The sequence below is a fragment of the Hymenobacter lucidus genome (genome assembly GCF_020447265.1).
Taxonomy (GTDB): domain Bacteria; phylum Bacteroidota; class Bacteroidia; order Cytophagales; family Hymenobacteraceae; genus Hymenobacter; species Hymenobacter lucidus.
This window is the reverse complement of sequence record NZ_JAJADR010000003.1, coordinates 69,650-91,415: the sequence shown is the minus strand read 5'-3', so window position 1 is coordinate 91,415 and position 21,766 is coordinate 69,650. Positions and strand designations below refer to the sequence as shown.

The window sequence follows — 21,766 nt, the reverse complement described above, 5'->3', positions numbered from 1 at the left end:
CCCTTACGTATGCCCGCCGTAAAAGTCAGGCGCTACCGGCCGGCTCAGGCCGGCACCTGCCGCTGCGCGCCGGTGCTGACAGCCGCCGATTCGTCGAGCTGAAACGTATTTTCTAGGTGCAGTACGCGCAGAATCCGGCGCAGTATGGGGTCCGGGTTGCAGAGCAGTACCTTGGCTCCGGCCGCCTGTAGCGTCAGCAGTTGCGACACGAAATAGGCCACGCCCCGGGTGCGCACGCACTTGATGTTCTGGCAGTCGATGAGCAGGCGGGGCCGGCGCAGCTTGCTGTAGCGCATCAGCATTCGAGCCAGCTCCATGGGCTTGATTTCATTGAAATTTACCCGGATCAGATAGGGAGTGTAGTCGTCGGGAGAAGCGGTGTTCAGGTTGTACATGGCGTGGCGGAAATTAAGGAGTAGACATGAAAATCCGGCGAAGCAGACAGTAATGCAGTGCACACGGCAACAGAGGGCAAGCTCGTGGCACAGAGTGGGTAAGAAGTAAAGTTAGTAATTTATAGAATTGACATTCAAGGCGATACTATTGTTCGAGGGTCGGTAAATACGGATTTTGTAGTCCGTGTTTATGCTGAAAAGCTGCTTGCCAAGGATGCTTATCACCTGCCCCGGCCACGAGCACCGTAGTGGGTCCGGCGGGGCGTTAGGCTCGGGCATGCATGCGCTGGGGCGGTAAGCAATGAAGGCCCTCCAGCTCCCAGGTCTGGCTCTGGGGGTGTACCCGCGCCAGGGAAAACGGGCCGTGTAGCCAGCGGCCCCGCAGCGTAAGCCGGAGGTGGCCGGTCTGTATATCCTGCTCCAGAAATGCTACCTGGTCGGCCGGGGCACTGCGCAGCAGGCAGTTGCCGCCGTCGATGGCGCGGGCGGGTAGCGGTAACGAATCGGGCGCCTCCACTAGGTAGGTCGGGGCTCGCAGCGCCGGCCCAAACAACGCCGCGCTGGGCAGCACCCAGCGGACCACCTGCCGCTCCCGGCAAAACAGGGCCAAGTGCAGCACCGACGCATTGTCGGGGGCCTGGTGCAAGCCAAACCGGAGGATGTCGACGGGGTAGCAGCCGTGCTGGACTAGGACGGCGCCCGCCGGCTCCGACGGGCCGGACCACGGCCCGTCGGGCTGCAGCGCATACTGCTCAGGGGGAGAACTCAGGTCCAGATAGGACACGTGCCCCAGACATGATGGGGCCGAAGCAAACGAGTGCGGATTCATAGCTCAGAAAAGCGGTCAGATGCATTGAATAGAGCGGCGGGCAGCTACGAAAGAAGAGAGTAACAAGCTGCCAATAGGCGGGGCGGGAACACGACGAGGGCCTATTCAAAGTAAACGGCTGGCGGCCGGGTTTGCTACCGGGCTTATACTGAAAAACTCCGCATTAAACACTGATTTCCAGGATAGTATGCTTGCAGAATAAGTTGCAAAAAAAGCCCCGGCATAAGTGCCGGGGCGATGGTCAATTCTAACGTGAAGCAGGATTTTAGCAACAACCAAGACGTTAATCTTACTCGGCGGGGGTGCTGCCCGAGGCGGTATCCTGCTCGGCCGTGGTAGCGTTTTTATCGTTGCCGTTGCTGCCGTTGAGCAGAAACTCCCGCAGCCGGTTGATGTGCACCTTGATTTCCTCGATGCGCTCTTCCTGCTGTATGCTAAAGCTGCCTTCGCCTCGGCTGGCCATGTTGGTCAGCAGGTTTTTGCGCTCTTCCATAATGCGCAGAGCCACCCAGAGGCTTTCTTCCAGGCCGTGCTGCACGCGCTGCGCCAGGGCATCGGCCGTGAAGGCGTGACCCGTGTGGCAGCGGTAGCGCAACAGCTTACCGTGTTTCAGTTCCCAGAGCGAGCCGCCGCAGTCGGGGCAGGTGATGGCTACGGGGGTGCCAATGCGTTGAACCAGTTCGGTATTGCCCACGACTCTTTCCGCAATTGCGGCCTCCAGTTTTATATCGTCCGGAATGTTCTTGGCGCTGGACACCGGCATGCGGACCAAGCGGTTCAGCAAGAAACCCATTTCGTGCAACGGCGAAACGTAGTCGATGGCCACATTGCTCAGGGCGCTTTCCGGCATGCTCGGAAATTCCGCCTCGACTGGGTCCTGGACTACGGTAAGGCCGCCGCTGCGCTTAATGAATTCGAGGCCAGCGGTGCCATCGTGCAGCATGCCGGTGAGTACTACCCCAATAACGTTGGGGCCGTAGTAGGCTGCTGCCGAGCGAAACAGAGCGTCGGCGGCGGGGCGGTAGTGATTTTCGCGCGGGCCCTTGGTTACCAGCACGTGGCCGTCTTTCACCAGCAGGTGGCGGTCGGGCGGGGCCAGGTACAAGGTGCGGGGCTCAATTCGCTCCCCGTCGATGGGCAGGCGGCAGCGTAGGTCGGTTTGCCGGGCCAGGCGGTCGACGAGGTGCTGCCCCGACGAGTCGGCAGCAAAATGCTGCACGATAAGAATAGCGGCTGGCAGATCGGCGGGGATCTGCGCAACAAGCTGGCTCAGCGCCGGCATGCCGCCGGCCGAAGCACCAATGACGATTACGTGGTGGGGTTTATCCACGGAAAAAAAGTAAAATGATAGAACAATGCGCCCAGGCTTACCATACCGGCAAGGCAGTGCCCGTTGTATGCTCTACGGCAGCTGCCAGCTTAAGGTATAGAGGCCGGAGCGAAATATATAAGCGCAACAGGGTGGTTTGAGTGCCCGGCAGGATAGTTTTTTTGTCCGTACTTTTGAAAGTACGCCGTAGGCAGCAGGGAGCGGGTGGGTGAAAACAATCGGCTATTCTACCGTCTCTGCTGTGGCCTATGGCCCTGCTTTCGTTATGACTACGCCAACCGATTCTTTTTCCGACGACGAGGAAATCATCGTCCCCGTTTCGCCCCACGAGCTGCCCCTCGACTCCCCGCTCACGCCGTTTCAGCTGCGGGAAGTACAGCGCCAAGACGACAGCCAGGAGAAGTTTACCATTGTGGGCCTGGGTGGCTCGGCCGGCTCGGTGCAGGCTTTCGAGAAATTCTTTCGCCGCATGCCCGCCGACAGCGGCATGGCCTTCGTGGTGGTAATGCACCTGGTGCCCGACCAAAGCAGCAGCATGGTGCAGGTGCTGCAACAAACTACGCGCATGCCGGTAGAAGAAGCCACCGACGGCCTGAAGGTGCGGCCCAACCACGTGTACGTAATTCCGCCCGCCCGCGACATGAGCATTCTGCACGGCACGCTGCTGCTCTTTGCGCCTACGCAGCCCCGGGGGCGCCGCCTGCCCATCGACTTCTTTTTCCAGAGCTTGGCCAAAGATGCCCGGGAGCGGGCCGTGTGCATCATCTGCTCGGGCCTGGGCACCGATGGCACCACGGGCCTGAAACTGGTGATGGAAAACTTCGGGATGGTGATGGTGCAGGCCCCCGAAACGGCCGAGTACGACAGCATGCCCCGCTCGGCCATTGCCACCGAATTTGTGGACTACGTGCTGCCCGCCGAGCAGCTGCCGGCCAAGCTGCTTGAATACGTGAACAAGCCCCTGATGGCGCGGCCCCGCCGTGAGGTGGCCGAGTCGGCCTCCAAGCCGGCCCACGCCCTGCAGAAAATCTTTATCCTGATTCGGGCCCAGACCGGCCACGACTTCAGCTTCTACAAGCGCAATACGGTGTTTCGGCGCATCGAGCGGCGGATGAACTCCCATCAGATCAAGGAGTTTACTCACTACGTGCGCTACCTGCAGGAAAACCCGCTGGAGGTGGAGGCACTGTTTAAGGAGCTGCTGATCGGGGTTACCAAGTTTTTCCGCGACCGGGAAGCCTTCGACCTGCTCAAGGCGCGGCTGCAGCCCATTCTGCGCGCCAAGCCCGTGGACAGCACCGTGCGAGTGTGGGCCCCGGGCTGCTCCACGGGCGAGGAAGCCTACTCCCTGGCCATGACGCTGCTCGAAGCCCTGGATGGCGTAGATCCGCAGCGCCACCTCAAAATCCAGATTTTCGCCACTGACATCAACGCCGGGGGCATCGACTTTGCCCGCCTGGGCCTGTACCCCGAAAATATTGCCGCCGATGTGAGTCCGGCGCGGCTGGAGCGGTTCTTTCAAAAGCAGGACGGCGGCTACCAGATCCGCAAGGAAGTGCGCGACCTGGTCATTTTTGCCCTGCACAACCTCAATAAGGACGCGCCCTTCACCAAGCTGGATATGGTGTGCTGCCGCAACCTGCTGATCTACCTGTCGGCTGAGCTGCAGAAGAACATTATTCCCGTCTTTCATTACGCCCTCAACCCCGGCGGACTGCTGTTTCTGGGGCCTTCCGAAAACTTGACCGGCTTTCAGGAGTTATTTCAGCCCCTGGACATCAAGTGGAAGATTTCGCGCCGCACCGAGGCCCCGTCCCCCCTGATTCGCCTTGTTAATTTCCCGTTTTCCCTAACCCGTCAGACGGCCTCTCCCGCCCACGCGGCCAGTACTATGCACGTTTCCAATCCCCGCAAAGACGGCCCGTTTGCCTCCCTGGTGCAAAAGGTGCTGCTGCGCAACTACACGCCGCCGGCCGTGGTCATCAATGCCCGGGGCGAAATCCTGTATGTGAATGGCCGCACCGGCCGCTACCTGGAGCCCGCGCCCGGCCTGGGCAACATGAACCTCTTCGAAATGGCCCGCGAAGAGCTCAACTACGAGCTCAGCGCGCTGGTGCACAAAGCCAGCAGTACCCAGCAGGACGTGGCGGCCGACAACGTGAAGGTGAAAACCGACTCCGGCTACCAACTGCTGCGCATTACGGTGAAATACCTGCAGGAACTCGATACGCTCTCGGGCCTAATGCTGGTCGTGTTTGAGGACATGCCTACGCCCCGCAAGCTGCGCCTGGGCAAAACCGGCACCAACGGCGAGCTAAGCAAAGATACCGTAGTGGCTTCCCTGGAAAAGGAGCTGCAATACACTAAGCAGCGCCTCCAGGCTACCATCGAGGAAATGGAAAGCAGCGTGGAGGAGCTCAAAAGCACCAACGAGGAGCTACAAAGTGCCAACGAGGAGCTGCAAAGCACCAACGAGGAGGCCATGACCAACAAGGAGGAGATGCAGAGCCTGAACGAGGAGCTGATGACCCTCAACATGCAGTATCTGAGCAAGACGGAAGAATTGTCGTTGGCCGCCAACGACATGAAAAACCTGCTCGATGCCACCGAAATTGCCACCATCTTCCTCGATAATGATATGATCATCAAGCGGTTTACCCCCTCGGTGGGCCGCATTATCAAGCTGCTGCCATCCGACGCGGGCCGGCCCATTACGCACTTTGCCAACAACCTGCGCCAAGAAAATCTGGCCGCTGATATTCAGCAGGTGCTCGACCGGCTGGTGGGCTTCGAGTCCAACATTCAAACCACCACGGGCGAGTGGTACGCCATGCGCATTCTGCCCTACCGCACCCTCGATAACTACATCAGCGGTACGGTCATCACCTTCACCGATATTACGGACCTCAAGCGCCTGGAAGAGCAGACCCAGGCCGCCACGCGCTTTGCCGAAAGCATCGTCGAAACCGTGCGGGAGCCCCTGCTCATTCTCGACCAGAACCTGCACATTCTCACGGCCAGCCGGGCTTTTGCCCAGGCCTTCGGGGTGGAGGCGGAGGCCGTGCGCAATTTGGCCCTCACCAAGCTCAACGACGGGGCCTGGAACCAGCCCGAGCTGCGCCACCGGCTGCAACACCTGCTTGACAACCCGGAAGCCGAGTTTGGTAACGAGCGGTTGGTGCTGGCTTTGCCCGGCCGCGCATCGCGGGTGGTGTATCTGTACGGCCGCCGCATCATGAGCGGCGGGCACGAAACGGGCCGGCTGCTGCTGGGCGTAGAGCGCACGGAAGAGGCCACCGAGTAACCCATTGACGCTAAGCCCGGCGCTACGGCTGAGCTTCTACGGTGGAGTTAAATTCTCTAGCTTAGCTGCATGGATACCCCTAACCCTCAGCCGGCCTCTTCTGCGTACCAGGCGCTGCAGGAGCTGCGTGCCCGGGCCGAGAAGCGCAAAAGCCTGGTGACGCAGAGCCCGAACGAGGCGCTGCCCGCCGACGTGCAGCGGTTGGTCCAGGATCTGCAGATTCACCAGATCGAGCTGGAAATGCAGTACGAGGAGCTGCTGCTGGCCCAGGCCGAGCTCGAAATGATGCGGGCCCAGTACGTCGACCTCTACGACTTCGCGCCCATCGGCTACTTCACCCTTAGTACCAGCGGCATCATTGAGCAGCTGAATTTGAAGGCCAGTGAGCAGCTGGGCTCGGTGCGCCAGCGCCTGGTGGGTCGCCGCTTCGCCTGGTTTGTAACGCCCGAGTCGCGTGCCGACCTGAACCTGTTTATCAGCCGCGTGCTGGCCAGTGAGGAGCGCCAGACGCTGGAAGTCACGATGCAGCGCGAAGACGGGCAGAGGTTCTTTGCCCTGCTCGAAGGCGCCAGCGTGGGCCCCGACCCCGACCAGGCTCCGGTGCAGTGCCGGGTGGTGGTGCTCGATATTACCCGGCAGCACCAGATCAAGCTGGCCCTGGAAGCCAGTGAGGGGCGGTTCCGCAAGCTCTTCGAGCAAAGCGCCGACGCGGTGGCGCTGGTGCAGCAAGGGTACTTCATCGACTGCAACGCCTCGGCCCTGCGGCTGCTGGCCGCCCTCGACTCCGACGAAGTAGTGGGCCAGCCCGTGTCCCGGTTTCTTCCCGAGCAGCAGCCCGACGGCACTCCCGCCACGAAGCTTTTTGCCGACCTCATTGCTCAGGCCGGCACTACCGGCTCGGGCCGGATGGAAGTGCTGATGCACCGTACCACGGGGGAAGAAGTGTGGGTAGAAGCCGTGCTGACGCCCTTTATGCGGGAAGGCCAGCCCGATATGCTCCACATCGTGTGGCGCGACATTACCGATTCGCGCACGGCCCGGGCGGAGCTGGTGCGACAGAAGGAGTTTTCCGAAAGCCTGCTCGACAACAGTATTGATGGTATCCTAGCCTTCGACGGCAGCCTGCGGATAACGGCCTGGAACCGGGTGCAGGAGGATTTGTCGGGAATGTCGGAAGGGCAGGTGTTGGGCCAGAACATGCTGGAACTGTTCCCGGAATATGCTATTGAAGAGCGGCAAAAATGCTTGCAGGAAGTCCTCAAAGGCATGAGCATGATGCGCTACGATATGCCGTTCCATGCTGGCGAAGGCCACTTCGAGTCGTATTTCGTCCCGCTGGCCTCGCCGCAGGGCGAAATCAGTGGCGGGCTAATTATTATCCGCGACGTAACCGAGCGGACGCGCCTAGCCGAGGAAGCCACCCAGCTGAAGCTGCGCCAGCAGCAGGAGGTGTTGGCGGCCATCCTCACGGCTCAGGAAGAGGAGCGCAAGCGCATTGCCGAGGCCTTGCACAATGGGGTGGGCCAGCTGCTGTACGCGGCCAAGCTCAACCTGGAAAACCGCTCCCACGAGCCTTCCTATCGGGCGGCCGCCCTGAGCCTGATTGACGAAGGCATCAAAACCACCCGCAATATCTCCCACGAGCTAACGCCCGGCATTCTGGAAGACTTCGGGCTGAAAATAGCCCTGGAAGAGCTGGTAAAGCGCATTCCGAAGCAGCAGCTACACGCCCAGCTGCACCTGCAGGGCCTGGAGCAGCCCCGCCCGCGCCTCTACGACGTGGCCGCTTACCGCATCGTGCAGGAGCTGCTGGCCAACATTATCCGGCACGCCAAGGCCCAGGAAGCAGTCATCCACGTCGTCCATGAAGACCACTACCTGCATATCTCGGCCGAAGACAACGGCGTGGGCTTCAAGCTGCCACCCATTAGCTTGCCCGCCAAAGGCATCGGCCTGGCCGGTATCCGCAACCGCATCGACATGCTCGGCGGCTCGTTCAACGTCGAATCCCGTCCCGGCCAGGGCTCCATCATTACCATCGAAGTCCCGGTGAAGATGTGAGAGGTAAGGTGCTCAGGTGCTAATGGGAGAATGTGCTTAAACCCTGTCCTTGCGAGCATAGCGAAGCAATCCGTCCTCTGAAATGTGCTAGGTGTTCTAAAATGAAAAGCCCTCAATCGTTGCTTACGGTTGAGGGCTTTCTGGTAAAAGGTCAGGTCGTACTGCGCAGAGGAAGGATTGCTTCGCTATGCTCGCAATGACACATTATTCACATTCGCACATTCCCCACATTCGCACATTAATACCCTACAGCCTGACGCCGATGCCGGGGCCGAGCAGGAAGAAGGGGCGGCCGGCGGAGAGCAGGTAGCCGCCGCCGAGGTAGAGCGGGAAGGTGAGCTTGGCGTCGCGGCGGGTGGGGTAGATGGAGCCCAGAATAACGACGCCCAGGTCGCGGTTGCCGCCGCTTTTGCTCAGGTCGAAAGCATTGAGGGCCACGAAGCCGGCGCCCACCTTATAGGGCCGCAGGCGGTTAATTTTCTCAGGATGATAGAAGCTCAGCTGGCCCAGCATAGCCAATGAGATGCCGCCAAACGAGGTGTAGCTCGACTCGCCCTTGTATTTGGTGAGCAGGCCGCCGGGGAAACTCACGTCGATATCGAACTTGATGCGGCGCTTGAGCACCAGCTCCAGCTTCTGGGTGAAGCCCGCTTCCTGGTACTGACTCTGGTTGTGCTTGATGGTGATGATAATCGTGCTCCAGTCGTCGAGGTCGTAGGTTTTGCGGGAGCTCAGGATGTTATTGAGGCTGATGTTGCCCACCTGACACTGCTTGTCCTGGTAGAAGGCGGCCCGCACCGAGTTGTCGCCGGGGCACACCACTACGTTTTCAATGGTACGCATCTCAATCAACTCTCCTTTAGCGTTTTGGGTCCGGATGTCGAAGGTGAGGTACTGCTTGCCGTAGAGCTGGCTCTCGGTGTCGATGCCGTTGGGGTTGAAGCTGAATACCACATCGGAGATGGTCCGGTCGTAGAGCACGGGGCCGTTGAGGCGGTTGATGACGCGCGGCGCTTCCCCGAAATTGACGGCCACGAAATCGAGCGGGTGAGGCCGCTGAAACTCCTTTACCGCCAGGGCATAGCCAGTGGGCTGGCCCGCGTTGAAAATGGTAATGCGGCGCTTGTCGATAGTCAGCGGCACCTGCACGCGGTAGACCACGGCGGCATCGGTGCGCACCGAGGAGTCGGAGGGAATAACGGCCAGATCCTCGAAGTGGAAGCGAGCCTTCTGCAACGATTCCCCTTCGAGGCGCACGTCCACCGTTTCGCCGGGGTTTACGTTGAGGCTCGGGCCCCAGTCGCCGCCGCGGTGCCGCACCTGCACGCTGCTGATGGCCGTTTTGGGCGAGATGTTGAAGTTGGTGATGTACTTGGGCAGGTCGTTTTCCTTGATGTAAAGGTAACTGTCGGTTTGGCGGTGAGTGTTATACACGCGCAGCCAGCACAGCACCCGGTCGTTGGTCAGGTACTGGCGGGTAAAGAGCTCGGCTATCAAAGCGCCGCCGGCTTCCTCCTGATCCTCAATGCGGTAGGTGCGCTTGAGGTCGAAGGTGCGGCCGTTGTCGAGGATGATTTCTACGCCCTTGCGCCGCGAAATTTCATCCAGCGTAATTTCCTTTTTATCGACGCTCAGAAAGCGCAGCCGGCTGGCCTTCACCGTGAAATCCTGGCGTAGCGGGGCCAGGGCGTAGCTCAGGCGGCGGTTGTTGTCGGTGAGGAAGGGCCGCTCGGTTTGGGGCCGTACCGTGAGCAGGCGCGTGCCCAGGGCGTTGGGCACCACCCGCAGTCGTAGCTGGCCTTTCTCCTGCACAATGCGGTAGTCGATGTCCTGGCCCTTGGTCCACTCAGTCGAGACGCGGATGTTTTTGGGGTTGTTGCTGCTCAGGTCGAACACCTTTTCCTCGCCCACGAACAGCTCCGTATCGGTGGGCTTAAACTCCAGCGTGGTGCGCGTAATGGGCAGCAGACTCACGGTCTGGGTTAGGGGTGGGCGGCCGGCACTGTCGTTGGCTTGGGTAAAGGTGAGCTGCAGAAAGCGCGCCGCCGGCAGGTCCTTAAACCGGATTTTGGTGCGGTAATACTGCTGATTGGCCACGGCCGTCACCGAGTCGAGCAGCACGAAGTCGGCCGAGCGGCGCAGGCGCAACGGGGCCTGGGGCCGCCAGCTCACGGGGTAGAGCAGCAGCTCGGCCGTTTCATCGTCTTGGCGGTAATAGAAGTACAAATTTGGCTCGCCCTGCACTGCAATGGTATTGCGGCTCAAGGAATAACGGGTCGTGTCGGTGCGCAACGTCAGCTCACGCAGCAGCGGCGGGGAGGAAGGAGCCGTAATCTGAGCCCGGGCCGGGAGGGCAAGGCACAGGAAGGCGGCTACGCTGGCAAGCCAGCGGAAACCCGGAGAAAAACGCACGGGGCACTGCATCAGAAGTGAAGGGAGGGGAGAAAGCGCAATCCAGTCTCCGGTTAAGCGCGCAAAGGTAGCAGCTACCGAGTCCTATTGCGGCGCTTTTTGTCCAATTTTCTCAGTTTTTCCCGGGGGCCGTCGTTTCCGGCTCGGCTTTGGCCCGGCGCTTATCCCACCACACATACGCCCCAAACAACAACAGGCTTACGCCCGATACCCACCAGAGGCCGGTTTTGAGCCGGTCGCTGTTTTCGCCCAGCCAGGCCAGCAGCGCAATAAGTGGCACCACGCCGGCCACCGTGGCGGCCAGGAAGCGCCAGTAGCCCAGCCGCGCCACGCCGGCCACGAAGCTCACCGCGTCGTCGGAAAGGGCGGGGGAAAGGCGGGCAATAACCACGGCCCAAGTGCCGTAGCGCTGCACCTCGCGCACCATCTTCTGCTCATTCTTCTCTCCAATCAGCCGGTCGACCAGCGCCTCACCGGCCGAGTGGCCAATCCAGTAGCCCACCGACGACGCGGTAACGACGCCGGCCAGGGCCAGCAGTGAGCCCCACCACGGCCCGTAGGCTAGAATGGCGACCAGGATGAGCAGTACCACGTTGACGACCACCAGAAACATCTGGAGCACCATGGCGGCCACGATGACGACCGGGCCCCACAGGCCAAACTGCTGAATCCAGGCCGATACTTGTTCCTGCTCCCCGCTTTTAAGCACGGTAAAAGCCTCCTTGGCTGTCGTCTGGAAGGCGGGCCACAGGAAGTAGCAGGCGACTAAGACCAACAATACGGTGCCAACAATGTAGAGGGGCAGGCGGCTGGACTGGCGGGGACGGGCACTGGCGGTGGAAGCGGGCAAAAGCGGGAGAGTATTGGGGTAAATAATGAAGCGCCGCCACCAGTAAAGCCGGCCGGCACGGCGCATTCCGGCTTTACGCAACGGCCGCCGGGGAGTTGGCAGGCAACCCCACCGCCGCCAATGGGGTACTAGGTAGCTCCACACTTCACGGAAAGCGCCCCCGGCGGGCATTATCTGACGCTTCGGCTATGAGTAAAATACCCCTGAAACATACCTACGACATGGGCCTGGTCGGCAACTGCGCCTACCTGGCCCTCATCAAGCAGGATACGTCGGTGTCCTGGCTGTGCTGGCCCCGCTTCGACAGCAGCTTCGTGTTCGGCAGCCTGCTCGACACCCGGAAAGGCGGCGAGTTCAGCATCAAGCCCGCCGACGAGGCCGAGTTCAGTACCCGGCAGTATTACCTCGAAAATACCAACGTGCTCTGCACCGAGGTTGAAACGGCCGGGGGGCGCTACCGCGTCACCGACTTCGCGCCGCGCTTCGCCCAGTACGACCGTAACTACAAGCCCCTGATGTTTATCCGGAAACTGGAGCCGCTCTCGGGTCTGCCCCGGGTGCAGGTAGTGTGCGAGCCGGTGGCCGAGTATGGCCAGCAGCAGCTCACGCGGCGGCGCAGCTCCAACCACATTGCCTTTCTGGGCATGGAGGAGGAAATGCGCCTGACCACCGACATTCCGCTGACCTACATTCTGGACGGGGAAGGCTTCGTGCTGAACGAAACCCGCTACCTGGTGCTGACTTACGGCGCGCCCCTGGAGGCGGCCCTGCACAGTACGGCCGAGGAGTTTCTGCGTAAAACCGTGCAATACTGGCGGCGCTGGGTGAAAAGCACCAGCATCAGCAACTTCTACCAGACGGCCGTTATCCGCTCGGCTTTGGCTTTGAAGCTGCACCAGTACGAAGACACCGGGGCTATCATTGCCGCCACCACCACCAGCCTGCCCGAAGCGCCCGGCAGCACCCGCAACTGGGACTACCGCTTCTGCTGGATGCGCGACACGTATTATATCCTGACGGCCTTCAACAACATTGGCCACTTCGAGGAGATGGAGCGGTATTTTCACTACATCGCCAACATCTCCACCAAGATCAAGGGTAAGTACCAGCCGCTCTACAGTATCAGCGGGGCGGCCCAACTCACGGAGCAGGAACTGCCGCTGGAAGGCTACCTCGGCAACCAGCCCGTGCGCATCGGCAATGACGCTTACACTCACATTCAGAACGACGTGTATGGGCAGGTGCTGGTGGCCTTGCTGCCGCTCTACGTCGATCAGCGCTTCGTGGGTGCCGAGCGGGCCGACTCCGAGCGGATGATGTACGAAGCCCTGCGGCTCATCAAGGAAACGATGGACAAGCCCGATGCCGGCCTCTGGGAGTTCCGCCACATTGCCCAGTACCATTGCTACACCTACCTCTTTCACTGGGCCGGGGCCCACGCCGCCCGCAAAGTGGCCCGCTACCTCGGCAACCATGAAATTGAGAAGATGGCCGAAGAGCTGGCCGACACCGCCGCCCGCAAGATTGAGGAGTGCTACGATGCCACCCGGGGCGTGTATACCAACGCCATCGGCTCGCCCCACCTCGATGCCAGCGGCCTGCAGCTAATCCTGATGGGCTACCTCGACCCGAACTCCGAGCGGGCCCGCACCCACCTGCGGGAGCTGGAAAAGGAGCTGAAAACCCCCGAGGGGCTCTTCTACCGCTACCGCCACCCCGACGACTTCGGCACGCCCGAAACTACCTTCCTCATCTGCTCCTTCTGGTACGTAGAAGCCCTGGCCTGCGTGGGCCGCCTCGACGATGCCACTCGGGAGTTTGAGAAGCTGCTCAGCTATACCAACCACCTGGGTTTGCTTTCGGAAGACGTGGATGCCAAAACCGGCTCCCAGTGGGGTAATTTCCCCCAGGCATACAGCCACGTGGGCCTGGTAAACGCGGCCTACCGCATTGCCAAAAAGCTCGACCGGCCGAATTTCGTATAGGTGAAGTGGTACTGCTTGCACCAAAAGGCCCGTTGGAGATTTCCCCAACGGGCTTTTTGGGGTTGAAATAGCCATTGGGGAAATCCCCAACGGGCAAAACGGCAGCGAAATAGGCATTGCGGATTTCCCCAATGGTCAAAACGGTATCGAAATAGCCACTGAGGAAATCCCCAACAAGCAAAACACTCCCAAAACACCCATTGCGGAAATCCGTAATGCCCAAACCGAAAGCAAAACGCCCGCTGCGGATTTCCGCAACGGGCGTTTTGCTGCTAAAAAGGCCGCAGGTATCTCCTGCGCCGCCGTGGCTCCCCTCTCTCATGGACCCAGCGTATCAAGCAGATGTGGGCCGGGGGAGGTTATAGCAGGGCCCGCAACGTGCGGCGCACATCCTGGTGCGACTTAATATGGAAGCGGGCAAAGGAGCGGCCGGTTTCGCCCACCTTCACTGTGTAGGCATCCTCGGGCATGGCCTGGAAGGTGTCTTCGTCGGTCCGGTCGTCGCCGATGGCCAGGATAAAGTCGGCGGGGTAGGTGGCGAGCCATCGGGCCGCTGCCGCGCCTTTGTTCACGCCGGCATTCTTTATTTCGACCACCTTGTTGCCCTCCAGCACCTGCAAATCGGTGTTGGAAGCCATAAAGCTGAGGTGACTCACCAGCTCCCGGGCCCGCACGTCGCCCAGGTCGGCATCGGCGCGGCGGTAATGCCACACCAGCGAGTATTCCTTTTCTTCAATGAACGAGCCCGCCGTACGGCTCACAATCAGTTCCATAAACGGCCGGATTTCAGTCTTCCAGCTCGCCGACATCGGCTGCAGCATCGTCCATTCTTCGTCGGCACCCTGGGCCCGCAGCCACACGCCGTGCTCGGTAATGAAGTCCAGCGGCAGGTCGCCGAGCCAGCGGAAGAGCGTATCCCGGTCGCGCCCACTGATGATAACCACCCGGTTGCGCGGGTCGGCACTCAGGGCCTGTAGCAGCAGGCGCAGCTCCTCGTCGGGCTTGGCGTGCTGCGGGTTCTTGGTGAAGGGCACCAGCGTGCCGTCGTAGTCGAGAAACAACAGCCGCTGCCGGGCCTGGTCGAAGTCGGTGCGGAGCTGCTGCAGCTCCTGCGGCCCCAGCGTATCGGTGGCCAGGGTTTGCTGCTTGAGCTTGATGTAGGTGAGCCGGTCCATGAAAAGCCGTACCCAGTGATACACATTGTAGGTGCTCACCAGGGCCTGCATATTGCTCATGCGCAGCAGCTGCTCGTCTTCGGGCATCACCAGGGCCTCGTGCATGGCTTCGGCCAGCTGCCGGGTGTCGGTGGGGTTGATAATTAGCGCATCCGACAGCTCCCGCGCCGCGCCGGCCCGCTCACTCAGAATGAGCACCCCGGGCCGGTCGCCCTTGCTAGCCACAAATTCCTTGGCTACCAGGTTCATGCCGTCGCGCATGGGCGTTACCAGGGCCACTTCAGCCAATCGGTAGAGGCCCGAGAGATGCTCCAGCGGAAACGAGCGGTAGAAGTACTGAATCGGCATCCAGGCAATAGTGCGGTAGTCGGCATTGATACGGCCCACCAGCTCGTCTATTTCCACTTTCAGGGCGCGGTATTTCTCCACCTGGTCGCGCGAGGGCACCACCAGCATCAGCAGCGTTACGCGGCCCCGCCACTCGGGGTAGAGTTGCAGCATCTGCTCGTAGGCCCGCAGCCGCTCGGCAATGCCCTTGGTGTAGTCGAGCCGGTCGATGCTGAGAATCACCCGGGAGTCGTTCAGCGCGTCGCGGTAGAGCTGCTCGCACTCCCGCGCCTCCTCCGACTCGGCCACCTGCGCGTATTTGTCATAGTCGATGCCCATTGGAAAAGCATCGACCAGCACCGTGCGCTGGCCCACCTCAATCAGGCCGTTCTGGCTGGGGTAGCCCAGCAGCTGGGCCGCTGAGCTGAGGAAGTGGCGCATGTAGCCGTAGGTGTGAAACCCAATGAGGTCGGCCCCCAGCATGCCTTCGAGCAGCTCCTGCCGCCAGGGTAGCACCCTGATCAGCTCGTGCGAGGGAAACGGGATGTGCAGGAAAAAGCCGATGCTGCACTCGGGCCGGGCCGCGCGCAGCATCTGGGGCAGCAGCAGCAGCTGGTAGTCGTGCACCCAGATGGTGTCGTCGGGTCCGGCCAAAGCCAGCACCGCGTCGCAAAACTTCTGGTTCACGCCCACATACGAGTCCCAGTAGGCCTGCTCATACACCGCGTGCTGACTGAAATAGTGGAACGTAGGCCACAGCAGCTCGTTGCTGAAGCCCTCGTAGTAGTCCCGGATTTCGTCCTGGGTCAGGAATACCGGGGCCATGCTGTCGTCGCGCAGCTCCCGGGTCACGAACTGCTGCTCAATAGGGTCTTCAATTTCCAGGCCGGGCCAGCCTACCCACACGTTCCCTTCGGCCCTATAAATGGAGCCCAAACCAGTGGCTAAGCCGCCCTCACTGGGCGTAAAATGGAGACCTTCTTCGGTGCGCTGCGCCTTAGTGGGCAGGCGGTTGGAGACAATAATAGTACGAGACATAGGCGTTCAACTTCTGGTTCTTCAGCCCTTTACTTACGGGAGAAAACTAGATTGCGCCCAAAAAAGCCTTTTCGCCTACCTCAGCAGAACGCTAGGTCAGGGCTTTATTACCGTTGTTAATATTCTATGCAGCAGATATTTAAGCCTTAGTAGTGTTGCCGGCGAAATAAAGTTGACTATCAGTCCCGTTTCCGCCGCTATTCCACCAGCCCGCCGGCCAGAATCAGCTCGGCTTCTAGTAGCAGGCCGGCGCTCATCAGCAGGTCGTGGAGCAGAAAAACCTCTTCCAGCGTGAACACGAAAGCCTGATACTCGACCGGTCCTGGCAGCGTGATGCACCGGCTGGTGGTGTCGGGCAGGAGCGGGGCGTGCTGCTGATACAAGCGGGCCGTTACGTGCCGCCATTCGGTTAGCTCGTCGGTCTTCAGGCACAGAGCCACATTGCCAAAGTACAGGTGCAGACAGCAGCCACTGGGGCAGCGCGAAATGCAGCCGAAATCGTTGTGATGCAGATATTGACGCATAAGAGGCGAAAGTTGATTATCAAAATAAGGCTTCGGGCAAAGCGGGCTGATAGGCTAAAACTTTACCTGTTTCTCTATTTAGAATCTGTCTAAACATGTTCAAATGTAGTAGCCTCTTTCGGCTTTGCAAAATTTATTTAGAATTAATTTAAATAAACATAAGCCATGTGGTACAACTAAAGTCCCGCTTGGCGCAACCGGGGTAAAAGCCAATCGTCGGTGCATTTCATTGCGCGGCCGGGGCAGCAAATAGCACTACTGGACTTTAAAATGCTGGCAGCAGATGCTGAAAATACAAGCGCTGATGACCGTTTGAGAACGTTCCCGGTAACGTTTGCATAGATAATATGCCCGTTTCGGTGAAGAATCCTGAATTTCCTTCAATCTTAACGGAAGTATAGGCAAGGTCTTTGTCTAGCCCTATTCCTGGAATAGTGTAATTGTTTGGGTATTCATTCCCGGCCAATTCTCTCCTTTCTGTAGTCTGCTTCCCAACCCTCCGGTAGACGTAAAACCACCCCGTATGAAATTTCCTTTTGCCTTTACGGCCACGCTGGGCCTGCTTTTCACCGGCTGCGCGGCCCTGGCCGCCGACCAGCCCCGGCCCAACCTGCCCACGGTTAAAACGCCCTCCTTCCGCGCCGATACCCTGTCGATTGTGAAGTTTGGGGCTTTGCCCGACGGCCTCACCAAGAGCACTGCTATTCAGCAAGCCATTGATGCCAGCAGCAAAGCCGGTGGCGGCGTGGTACTGGTGCCGCGCGGGCATTGGCTGACCGGCCCCATTGAGATGCGCAGCAACGTGAACCTGCACCTGGCTAAAGGCGCCTTCGTGCAGTTCAGCGCCCAGCACGACGACTACCACCTGATCCGGACCAGCTGGGAAGGCGTGGAGGCGGTGCGCAACCAGGCCCAGATCTACGGTAAAGACTTGGAAAACATTGCCGTAACCGGCCTCGGTACCTTCGATGGCGCGGGCAACACCTGGCGTTCGGTAAAGAAAAGCAAGCTGACCGAAACCCAGTGGAAACGGCTGGTGGAAGGCGGCGGTGTGACGAACGACAAAAAAGACACCTGGTATCCGTCGGCGGCTTCGCTGAAGGGCTCGACCATTCCGGAAGCCTTCTATTGGAAAGAGGGCAAAACGGTGAAGGATTATGAGGAAATTCGGGATTTCCTGCGGCCCGATATGCTCGTGCTCGACCATTGCAAGCGCCTGATGTTGGAAGGCGTTACGTTTCAGAACTCGCCCGCGTGGTCGTTGCACCCGCTGCTGAGCGAGGACATTACGGTGCGCAACGTGACGGTGCTCAACCCCGAGTACGGTCAGAATACCGACGCCATTGACCTCGAATCCTGCAAAAACGGCATCGTGGAAGGCTGCACCTTCGACGTAGGCGACGACGGCATCTGCATCAAGTCGGGCCGCGACGAGCAGGGCCGCAAGCGCGGTGTGCCCACCGAGAACTTCATTATCCGCGACACGAAAGTGTACCACGCTCACGGCGGCTTCGTGATTGGCTCGGAAATGTCGGGCGGGGCGCGCAACATCTATGCTTACAACCTCACCTTTATGGGTACCGACATCGGGCTGCGCTTCAAGGCGGCCCGGGGCCGGGGTGGGGTGGTGGAGAATATCTTCATCAACAACGTGGATATGAAGGATATCGTGGGCCAGGCCATCATCTTTGACCTATACTACATGGCCAAAGACCCAGTGCCGCTGGCCGGCGAATCGACGGCGCCGCCCGTTATCAAGGCTGAGCCGCTGGGGGAGGGCACACCTCAGTTCCGCCACATCGACATTCGGGATATTACCTGCAACGGGGCCGAAACGGCCATTATGCTGCGCGGTCTGCCCGAAATGCCCCTGCGCGACATCGTGATTGAAAACGCGGTGATGCAGGCCAAAAAGGGCCTGGTGTGCATCGAGGCCGAGAATATCCGGCTGAAAAACGTAACCATGCTGACCAAGGAGACGCTGCCGGTAATGGAAATCCAGAACAGCAAGGATATTACCCTCGACGGTATCAAGTACACGCCGGGCGCGGCCTTGCTGATGCGCGTGACGGGCGACCGGGCCAAGAACGTGAAGCTGGCTAACACCGACACCAAAGCCGCGAAGAAAGACCTGGAATTCGGCGACAAAGTTTCCAAGAAAACGGTAACCATTTCCAAGCTCTAAGACCCGTGAAAAAGCCCGTTTCCCTGTTATTGAGCCTGCTGGCCCTTTCTTCGGCCGCCGAAGCCCAAACCGCCGCGCCGGCCAAGCCGATGTCGCAGCGCATGGCCGATTCCTTTATCGGCTGGCACCCCGACTCCATCTTGATTGGCTCCCGCAAAACCGCCCGTTGGGACTACGAGCAGGGCCTGATGCTGAAAGCCCTGGAGCGCGTCTGGAACCGTACCGGCGAGGCCAAGTACTTCACCTACCTGCAGAAGGACCTCGACCAGTTTGTGCGCGAGGATGGTACCATCCGGACGTATAAGCTCGAAGATTACAACCTCGACAACCTGACCACCGGCCACTCCCTGCTCACGATGAGCCAGACATCGGTGCCCAAGCAGGAGAAGTACATCAAGGCGGCCCAGCTCTTGCGCAAGCAGCTCGACGGCCAGCCCCGTACCAAGGAAGGCGGCTTCTGGCACAAGAAAGTGTACCAGAACCAGATGTGGCTCGACGGCCTTTACATGGCCGAGCCTTTCTACGCCGAATACAGCGCCGTGTTCAACAAGCCCGAGGGCTTCGACGACGTGGCCAAGCAGTTTGCCCTCATCGAAAAGCACCTCGTAGACCCCAAAACGGGGCTGATGTACCACGGCTACGACGAAAGCAAGGAGCAGAAGTGGGCCAACAAAACCACCGGCCAGAGCCCCAACTTCTGGGACCGGGGCATGGGCTGGTATGCCATGGCGCTAGTCGACGTGCTCGACTATTTCCCCCAGAACCACCCGCAGCGCCAACAACTCATCAAGAACGTGCAGCGCCTGGCCCCGGTGCTGGCTAAGTACCAGGATGCCAAAACCGGCACCTGGGCCCTGGTAGTCGACCAAGCTGAGCGCAAGGGCAACTACGCCGAAGCCTCGGGCAGCAGCATGTTTGTGTATATGCTGGCCAAGGGCGTACGCATGGGCTACCTCGATAAAAAGTACGCTGAAGTAGCCAAGAAAGGCTACGACGGGCTGATCAAAACCTTTGTGGCCGAGGAAAACGGCGCCCTGGCCTTCAATGGCACGGTTAGCGTGGGCGGCCTGGGCGGCAACCCATACCGCGACGGCAGCTTCGAGTACTACCTGAGTGAGCCGCTGCGCAAAAACGACCTGAAAGGGGTAGGGCCGTTCATTATGGCGGCGTTGGAAATGGAAATTGCCGAGACGCTGAAAGTGGGGCAGAACAAAACCATCGGCCTCGACTACTACTTCAACAACGAGTACCGCAAAAGCGCCATTACCGGTCAGCAGGAGCGGTTTCACTACACCTGGGAAGACCGGATGCACTCGGGCTTCTGGCTCTGGGGCAACACCTTCCGCGACCTGGGCGCCAAAACCGTTTCGGTGCCGACCGCGCCCACCAAGGCCTCGCTCAAGGGCGTCGACGTCTACATCATCGTGGACCCGGACACCAAGAAGGAAACGGCTAAGCCCAACTTCGTAACGGCCGCCGACACCAAGGTGCTGACCGACTGGGTGAAAGACGGCGGCGTGCTGGTGCTGATGGCCAACGACACGGCCAACTGCGAAACCAAGCGCTTCAACGAGCTGGCCAAATCGTTCGGTATCCAGTACACCAGCAAAAGCGTGAACATGGTGAAAGGCAGCCAGTTTGAGCAGGGCAAAGTGACTCTGACGCCCGGCAACCCGGTTTTCACCAAAGCCCACGCCGCCTACATCAAAGAACTCTCGCCCTTGGCGCTGACCAAACCTGCCCAAGCCGTCATTGTGCAGGGCCCGGATAACATTGTGGCCACTGCCAAGCTGGGCAAGGGCACCGTACTGGCCGTGGGTGACCCGTGGCTGTACAACGAATACGTGGACGGCCGCAAGATTCCGGCCGAATACGAGAATTTTCAAGCGGGGAAAGACCTGGCCAACTGGCTGCTGCAACAGTCGAAACGCTAGGAGGTAAAGCGCAAACCGGACGTCGGCCTCGTGGTGAGGAAAGCTCTGGCCATTCCAGTTAAGTGGGAAATGGCGGAGCGGCCGACGAACGGTTTGCGCTTCCTCGTTTTGTATAGTATCTGCTCTGCCGGCTTCGTGAACTCCGAAAAACGGCTCCTAACTCTCCCTATTGTGAATTTCCAAGTCCCTAAGCTACCTGTTGCGCCCGTTGCCTGTTTCCAGCGCCTGAGTATTGTTACCAAACCAATCGTAGCCGCCGGCTTATTGATCAGCATGCTGGCCTGCGCTAAAAAACCGGTAGAATCGGCTGGAGTAACGGGGGCGGCCCAGGCGGCCACGCCGGCCGTGGGCGGCGCGGTGCCGGCAACTGCTGGTGGCACTCCGGTAGCGGCCAATAGTATCACGCCGGCCTTCGGGCCAGTGGGTTTTGCGACGGAAAACGGCGGCACTACCGGCGGGGCGGGCGGGCGCACCGTGGCCGCTACTACCCTGGCCGAGCTAACGGAGTACGCCAAAAGCGCCGAGCCGCTCATCATTACCATCAGCGGTACGATTTCGGGCGGTACGCAGGGTGCTTCGGTGCGGGTGAGTTCCAACAAAACCCTGCTGGGCGTGGGCAAAAATGGCTTTCTGGAGGGCGTCGGGCTCACCATCAGCGACCAGCGCAACATCATCGTGCAGAACCTGAAGTTCACGATGTCGACCGTTACCAACACCAAGATCAACGACGAGAAGCGGCCTCAAGTGGCGGTAAACGACGGCGACTGTATCACGATTCAGGGCACGAGCCAGAACCTGTGGTTTGACCACTGCGAGTTCTTCAACCAAGATCCGGCCACCCAGCTCAACCAGGATCTGTATGATGGCCTGATTGACGCGAAAGGAGCCAGCGCCTTCATTACCATTTCCTGGAATTACTTCCACGACCACCATAAAGCCCACCTGATCGGCAACTCCGACAAGGATGCGGGGGACCGGAAAGTTACATTTCACCACAACTACTACCTCAATATCCACGAGCGGGTGCCGGTATACCGCTTTGGGACGGGCCATGCCTTTAACAACTACTATAAGCACGTGTATGGCACCGGCATCAACAGCCGGGTAGGGGCATGCCTGCGGGTGGAGAAGAACTACTTCGAGGATGTGAAAAACCCGGTTGTATCCAAAAACAGCGACGTGCTGGGTAAATGGGATGTGAGTGATAATATGTACGTAGACTGCACCGGCTCCCAGCCCACTACCAGCACCTGCTCGTTAACGCCGCCCTACCAATATGCCTCGGTGCTGAACGACGCGGCCCAGGTGAAGGAAATAGTGGTGCAGGGTGCAGGCGTGGGCAAACTGTAGCGTTCCAATAAGCTGATTAGCTTGTGTTTTAACAAGGATTGGGCCCGTTGAATGTTTATTGGCAACG

13 protein-coding genes are annotated in these 21,766 nt (G+C 59.8%); 6 read left to right on the top strand and 7 right to left on the bottom strand.

Annotation, left to right across the window (positions count from 1 at the left end; translation table 11 throughout):
• Nucleotides 1-44: 44 nt before the first annotated feature.
• From LGH74_RS11920 to LGH74_RS11910, 3 genes are all read right to left on the bottom strand, one after another.
• Nucleotides 45-395, bottom strand: coding sequence for an STAS domain-containing protein (locus LGH74_RS11920; protein ID WP_226175955.1), 351 nt, complete (start codon nucleotides 393-395; stop codon nucleotides 45-47).
• 265 nt (nucleotides 396-660) lie between these two features.
• Nucleotides 661-1,179 carry a hypothetical protein gene (locus tag LGH74_RS11915; protein WP_226175953.1) on the bottom strand — a complete coding sequence of 173 codons (519 nt, stop codon included), beginning with the start codon at nucleotides 1,177-1,179 and terminating at the stop codon, nucleotides 661-663.
• A 334-nt stretch (nucleotides 1,180-1,513) separates the two neighbouring features.
• Nucleotides 1,514-2,554: a chemotaxis protein CheB gene (locus LGH74_RS11910; protein WP_226175951.1), complete on the bottom strand. Its 1,041-nt coding sequence runs from the start codon at nucleotides 2,552-2,554 to the stop codon at nucleotides 1,514-1,516.
• Between the two features lie 265 nt (nucleotides 2,555-2,819).
• Here LGH74_RS11910 and LGH74_RS11905 point away from each other — a divergent pair, with 265 nt between their 5' ends.
• Both LGH74_RS11905 and LGH74_RS11900 read left to right on the top strand, forming a co-directional pair.
• Nucleotides 2,820-5,858, top strand: a complete 3,039-nt coding sequence (locus tag LGH74_RS11905; RefSeq protein ID WP_226175949.1) for a CheR family methyltransferase — start codon at nucleotides 2,820-2,822, stop codon at nucleotides 5,856-5,858.
• A 69-nt stretch (nucleotides 5,859-5,927) separates the two neighbouring features.
• Nucleotides 5,928-7,919, top strand: a complete 1,992-nt coding sequence (locus tag LGH74_RS11900; protein WP_226175947.1) for a PAS domain S-box protein — start codon at nucleotides 5,928-5,930, stop codon at nucleotides 7,917-7,919.
• A gap of 246 nt (nucleotides 7,920-8,165) precedes the next feature.
• Here the strand turns inward: LGH74_RS11900 and LGH74_RS11895 are convergent, their stop codons facing one another.
• Nucleotides 8,166-10,331 carry a hypothetical protein gene (locus LGH74_RS11895; protein ID WP_226175945.1) on the bottom strand — a complete coding sequence of 722 codons (2,166 nt, stop codon included), beginning with the start codon at nucleotides 10,329-10,331 and terminating at the stop codon, nucleotides 8,166-8,168.
• 112 nt (nucleotides 10,332-10,443) lie between these two features.
• Nucleotides 10,444-11,181, bottom strand: a complete 738-nt coding sequence (locus LGH74_RS11890; RefSeq protein WP_226175943.1) for a TVP38/TMEM64 family protein — start codon at nucleotides 11,179-11,181, stop codon at nucleotides 10,444-10,446.
• A 188-nt stretch (nucleotides 11,182-11,369) separates the two neighbouring features.
• On the opposite strand from LGH74_RS11890, the gene LGH74_RS11885 reads away from it, so the two are divergent.
• Entirely contained in the window at nucleotides 11,370-13,166 is a 1,797-nt protein-coding gene (locus LGH74_RS11885; protein ID WP_226175941.1) for a glycoside hydrolase family 15 protein, read from the top strand.
• A gap of 359 nt (nucleotides 13,167-13,525) precedes the next feature.
• Here LGH74_RS11885 and LGH74_RS11880 read toward each other — a convergent pair whose 3' ends face one another.
• Together LGH74_RS11880 and LGH74_RS11875 are read right to left on the bottom strand one after the other, a co-directional pair.
• Nucleotides 13,526-15,706, bottom strand: coding sequence for a bifunctional alpha,alpha-trehalose-phosphate synthase (UDP-forming)/trehalose-phosphatase (locus tag LGH74_RS11880; protein ID WP_226175939.1), 2,181 nt, complete (start codon nucleotides 15,704-15,706; stop codon nucleotides 13,526-13,528).
• 197 nt (nucleotides 15,707-15,903) lie between these two features.
• Nucleotides 15,904-16,230 carry a hypothetical protein gene (locus tag LGH74_RS11875; RefSeq protein WP_226175937.1) on the bottom strand — a complete coding sequence of 109 codons (327 nt, stop codon included), beginning with the start codon at nucleotides 16,228-16,230 and terminating at the stop codon, nucleotides 15,904-15,906.
• A 523-nt stretch (nucleotides 16,231-16,753) separates the two neighbouring features.
• On the opposite strand from LGH74_RS11875, the gene LGH74_RS11870 reads away from it, so the two are divergent.
• The 3 genes from LGH74_RS11870 to LGH74_RS11860 all read left to right on the top strand — a co-directional run bounded on the left by LGH74_RS11870 (nucleotide 16,754) and on the right by LGH74_RS11860 (nucleotide 21,699).
• Complete coding sequence (locus LGH74_RS11870; protein ID WP_226175935.1) at nucleotides 16,754-18,415, top strand: glycoside hydrolase family 28 protein; 1,662 nt, start codon at nucleotides 16,754-16,756, stop codon at nucleotides 18,413-18,415.
• 5 nt (nucleotides 18,416-18,420) lie between these two features.
• Nucleotides 18,421-20,349, top strand: a complete 1,929-nt coding sequence (locus LGH74_RS11865) for a DUF4350 domain-containing protein (RefSeq protein ID WP_431357449.1) — start codon at nucleotides 18,421-18,423, stop codon at nucleotides 20,347-20,349.
• A gap of 273 nt (nucleotides 20,350-20,622) precedes the next feature.
• A complete protein-coding gene (locus tag LGH74_RS11860; protein WP_226175933.1) occupies nucleotides 20,623-21,699 on the top strand; it encodes a pectate lyase family protein in 1,077 nt (358 codons plus the stop codon).
• Nucleotides 21,700-21,766: the final 67 nt, after the last annotated feature.

Excerpts from the sequence above, each read along its gene's own strand:
- LGH74_RS11875 (WP_226175937.1), bottom strand. The coding sequence starts at position 16,230 with ATGCGTCAATATCTGCATCACAACGATTTCGGCTGCATTTCGCGCTGC.
- LGH74_RS11870 (WP_226175935.1), top strand. The coding sequence starts at position 16,754 with ATGAAATTTCCTTTTGCCTTTACGGCCACGCTGGGCCTGCTTTTCACC.
- LGH74_RS11920 (WP_226175955.1), bottom strand. The coding sequence starts at position 395 with ATGTACAACCTGAACACCGCTTCTCCCGACGACTACACTCCCTATCTG.
- LGH74_RS11860 (WP_226175933.1), top strand. The coding sequence starts at position 20,623 with ATGCTGGCCTGCGCTAAAAAACCGGTAGAATCGGCTGGAGTAACGGGG.
- LGH74_RS11900 (WP_226175947.1), top strand. The coding sequence starts at position 5,928 with ATGGATACCCCTAACCCTCAGCCGGCCTCTTCTGCGTACCAGGCGCTG.
- LGH74_RS11880 (WP_226175939.1), bottom strand. The coding sequence starts at position 15,706 with ATGTCTCGTACTATTATTGTCTCCAACCGCCTGCCCACTAAGGCGCAG.
- LGH74_RS11885 (WP_226175941.1), top strand. The coding sequence starts at position 11,370 with ATGAGTAAAATACCCCTGAAACATACCTACGACATGGGCCTGGTCGGC.
- LGH74_RS11905 (WP_226175949.1), top strand. The coding sequence starts at position 2,820 with ATGACTACGCCAACCGATTCTTTTTCCGACGACGAGGAAATCATCGTC.